Raw genomic sequence first — 3,169 nt, 5'->3', positions numbered from 1 at the left:
CGGGTGGATGCAACGCAAGCGCAAACTGAAGTAGAGTCGTTTGATCTACTGAAACCGCAAGCGGATGGTTTTAGAAACTATCAAGCCAAGTCTTTCAGCGTGAGCGCAGAGGAGTTGTTAGTCGACAAGGCCCAACTTCTTGGCTTGACGGCAGCCGAGATGACGGTGCTTGTGGGCGGTTTGCGTGTCATGGGTGCGAACTACAAAGGCGATGACTTGGGTGTGTTTACCGAGCAACCGGGCGTGCTGTCGAATGACTTCTTTGTCAATTTGACCGATATGGATATCGAGTGGCAGCCAGAAGAAGGCTCGGATGACGTATTCATTGGTAAGCATCGCAGCAGCGGTGAACTGAAGTGGGTGGGCACACGGGTTGATCTGGTGTTTGGTTCAAATTCACAACTGCGTGCATTAACCGAAGTGTATGCGCAAGATGATGCACAGGAAAAATTCGTACGTGACTTTGTTAACGCCTGGGTGAAGGTGATGGATGCAGATCGTTTCGATCGAAAATAAAAGCCTTACCTTTGCGCTTCGATATTCGATAGCGCTGGAATTTGACCCCGCTTTAAGCGGGGTCAATTTTTTCACTTCGGTATCAATTGATAGTTTTGAAAGATGGCTCTGATCGATGGCTCTGATCGATGGTTCTGATCGATGGCTTTGATCGATGGCTCTGATCGATGGAACTAGTCGTTTGCTGTCTGGTTTTCTAAAAATTGGCGATACTGCTTGGGTGTTCGTCCGTCATGTTGTTTGAAGAACTTGGTGAAGTTGGAGTTATCGCTAAAACCAAGCTCCATCGCAATCGTCTCTATCCCAACGGCATTCTCTTTTAACAATGTTTTGGCGCGTGCTAAGCGGACTTCGTTCTTCAAATCCTGATAGCTGTATTGCAGCTCGCTGAGTCGTCGTTTCAATGTGGCTGTCGACATAAAGTTGCGACTCGCCATGTCGTCGATACTGGGTATCGGCCCTTCCACTTTCGCAAGCTCCGTACGAATATTTTCAACCAAATCTGCGGGTTTAATTTTCTTTAGCTCGGCTTCGCAGCAAGCAATCGCTGCCGCACATAGATCTGCATTTGCTGTTTGAAAGGGGAGGTCTAACCACTCTGTGGGAAAGCGTATGAAGGCGCTTTCTGCATCGAAAACAAAACGGCAAATTGGCGCTGCTTGGTGTGGGAATTCCTCTGGTTCTGGCGCATCGATGGCGATTACTGCCTGTTCCTTCAGAGTCGTGCACCCAAGCGATAGGAAAACGCTTTGGGCCATACTCACCATGGTTGAAAGATCAAAAAAGCGTTGGACTTCGTCTGTGTGTAAAAGGCCGTCAGTATTGGTTTCAAGCGACAAGGTGACCTCTCTTTCTGAGACAGTCACGACCGGCGTTTGAGCGGCGAGCCTCGTATTGTAGAACTTGATGAGTATTTCCAAACCATCTCTTAGGCAGGGTGAAGACTGAATCGCCATGCCGAGTGCACCGTGGCTGGATGAGCGAACTTGCAAGCCATAATGTACGGCTTCGGCGAGCGGATTTTTGAGCTTCGAGTAGAGGTTTACACCAATGTGGTTGACGGCGAAATTGCTGATGAGCTCGGGCGGATGAATAAAATCTGAAGCGCTCAAGTCGCTGCCCTCTAAGAGTTCAGAGGGTTGTATGCCTCTGCTTAAGGCAAAGTCGCGTACTACCGATAGGTAGTCGCCTGAGGCGAGGGTGAGGTCGGGCTGCGGTCGAATCATGATCTTATTATCTATTTTTTTCTCTATGCTGTTCGCTTTACTCTTAGACAGATCGCTAAAGATTTTCTATCTGGAGTATGAGCTGAAATAACCACTTTTTGATACCTTATCACCTGTTTGTTGTTCTCACAATTACGCAATATAGCGAACACAGAGAAAGCACTGTTTCATTTTTGATATGGTGCGTGTAAGACTTTTCGTTATGAGTGTTCGTTGATTGGAGCGACAAAAATGAGTCAAATTAATGCGTCAAGCAAAACGCCCATAGATGTTCTGCCTCGTCACATGGAGTTTCCGTATGCACAAATGCAGACCAAAGACTTCTTTGATAACAACTGCCTTAAGAGTGCCTATATGGCCGCTATGTCAGCGACATTTCCTGCCGGTGAGGGGGAGTTCATTGAGTCAGTGCGCATGTTCCGTGACCAAGTTCAGGACAAAGAGCTGAAGCAGCAAATTAAAGGCTTTATTGGTCAGGAAGCCCACCATAGCTTGCAACACAAGCGTTTCAATGAAGCTCTTCGGGACAAAGGTTACGATGCAGTGCGGCTTGAAGAGGTTTTTGAGAAAGACTTGGAGTGGTCGATAAAGGGGCGTAAAGATAAGGAGCGCCTTGGTTTTACCGTGTGCGTTGAGCACATGACCGCAGTTCTTGCCTATGATTTTTTGACTAAGCCTGAGCGAATGGACGGGATGGATCCATCTATCAAGCCGCTGATGCTTTGGCATGCGGTAGAAGAGTTAGAGCATAAAAGCGTGGCCTTTGATCTGTACATGCAGGTTGTTGGTAACCGGAAGTTCCTGCATCGAGCAATGCGCATTGCCATGGTGCTGCTCTCATATCGTTTTATGAAGTATACGGTAAGGTTGCTTTGGTGGGCCAAACGTCGTCCGAGCTGGCGAGAGATCAAAGGGTTCTGGAAATTTCTGTATGGGAAAGGCGGATTGATGCGTTCCATGGCCCCACAGATGAAGGATTTCTTCCGCGACGATTTCCATCCCTGGGATCAGGACGATACCGCTTTGATCGAGAAGTGGAAGGCAGAAGAATACAAAACCGAGTTTGATTTAAAAGCGAAAAAGGCCGCCTAGGGCTATTTAAGAAACGCTAAAGGCTTTTATAAAAACAGCTTAGGACAATAAAAAAGGGGCGAGCATGTCTAGTGCTGCGGCCCCTTTTTTTATGATTCATGCTGTCGCATGTACTTTGGATTGGTAGCCAGTTAGCGGTCTTTAAATGCGCCCAAGTCTTCGAGTTTATGAATCATGCTGTTGAGTTCCGGGCGGCTTTCTAGAAGCTCTTCTTTAGTTAAACCTTCCAGTTCGTGCGGGAAGACTAACCATTCGTCGCTTTCATATAAAAAGTAATCTGGTACGCGCTGGGTTTTGTTGTTTTTTGGTTTGTAGTACGGCGTTGCCACTTTGAT

3 protein-coding genes and 1 pseudogene are annotated in these 3,169 nt (G+C 47.3%); 2 read left to right on the top strand and 2 right to left on the bottom strand.

The window, feature by feature from the left end; translation table 11 throughout:
* Window positions 1–516, top strand: a 516-nt coding sequence (locus A3751_RS10535) for a peroxidase family protein (protein ID WP_304439021.1), incomplete at its 5' end; no start/stop codon positions are given.
* Between the two features lie 173 nt (window positions 517–689).
* Here A3751_RS10535 and A3751_RS10530 read toward each other — a convergent pair.
* Window positions 690–1,742 carry an AraC family transcriptional regulator gene (locus A3751_RS10530; protein ID WP_068455507.1) on the bottom strand — a complete coding sequence of 351 codons (1,053 nt, stop codon included), beginning with the start codon at window positions 1,740–1,742 and terminating at the stop codon, window positions 690–692.
* Window positions 1,743–1,973: 231 nt separating this feature from the next.
* Here A3751_RS10530 and A3751_RS10525 point away from each other — a divergent pair, with 231 nt between their 5' ends.
* The gene (locus tag A3751_RS10525; RefSeq protein ID WP_068455504.1) at window positions 1,974–2,834 is read left to right on the top strand and encodes a metal-dependent hydrolase; all 861 of its coding nucleotides are present in this window, start codon (window positions 1,974–1,976) and stop codon (window positions 2,832–2,834) included.
* Window positions 2,835–2,965: 131 nt separating this feature from the next.
* Here the strand turns inward: A3751_RS10525 and A3751_RS22775 are convergent.
* A pseudogene (locus A3751_RS22775) lies at window positions 2,966–3,169 on the bottom strand (hypoxanthine phosphoribosyltransferase); the annotation flags it as partial.

Source organism: Oleiphilus sp. HI0080, from assembly GCF_001635135.1.
The sequence above is the reverse complement of the archived record's forward strand: the minus strand, read 5'-3'. Positions and strand labels throughout refer to the sequence as shown.

Coding starts and splice junctions, on each gene's coding strand:
- A3751_RS10530 (WP_068455507.1), bottom strand. CDS start 1,742: ATGATTCGACCGCAGCCCGACCTCACCCTCGCCTCAGGCGACTACCTA.
- A3751_RS10525 (WP_068455504.1), top strand. CDS start 1,974: ATGAGTCAAATTAATGCGTCAAGCAAAACGCCCATAGATGTTCTGCCT.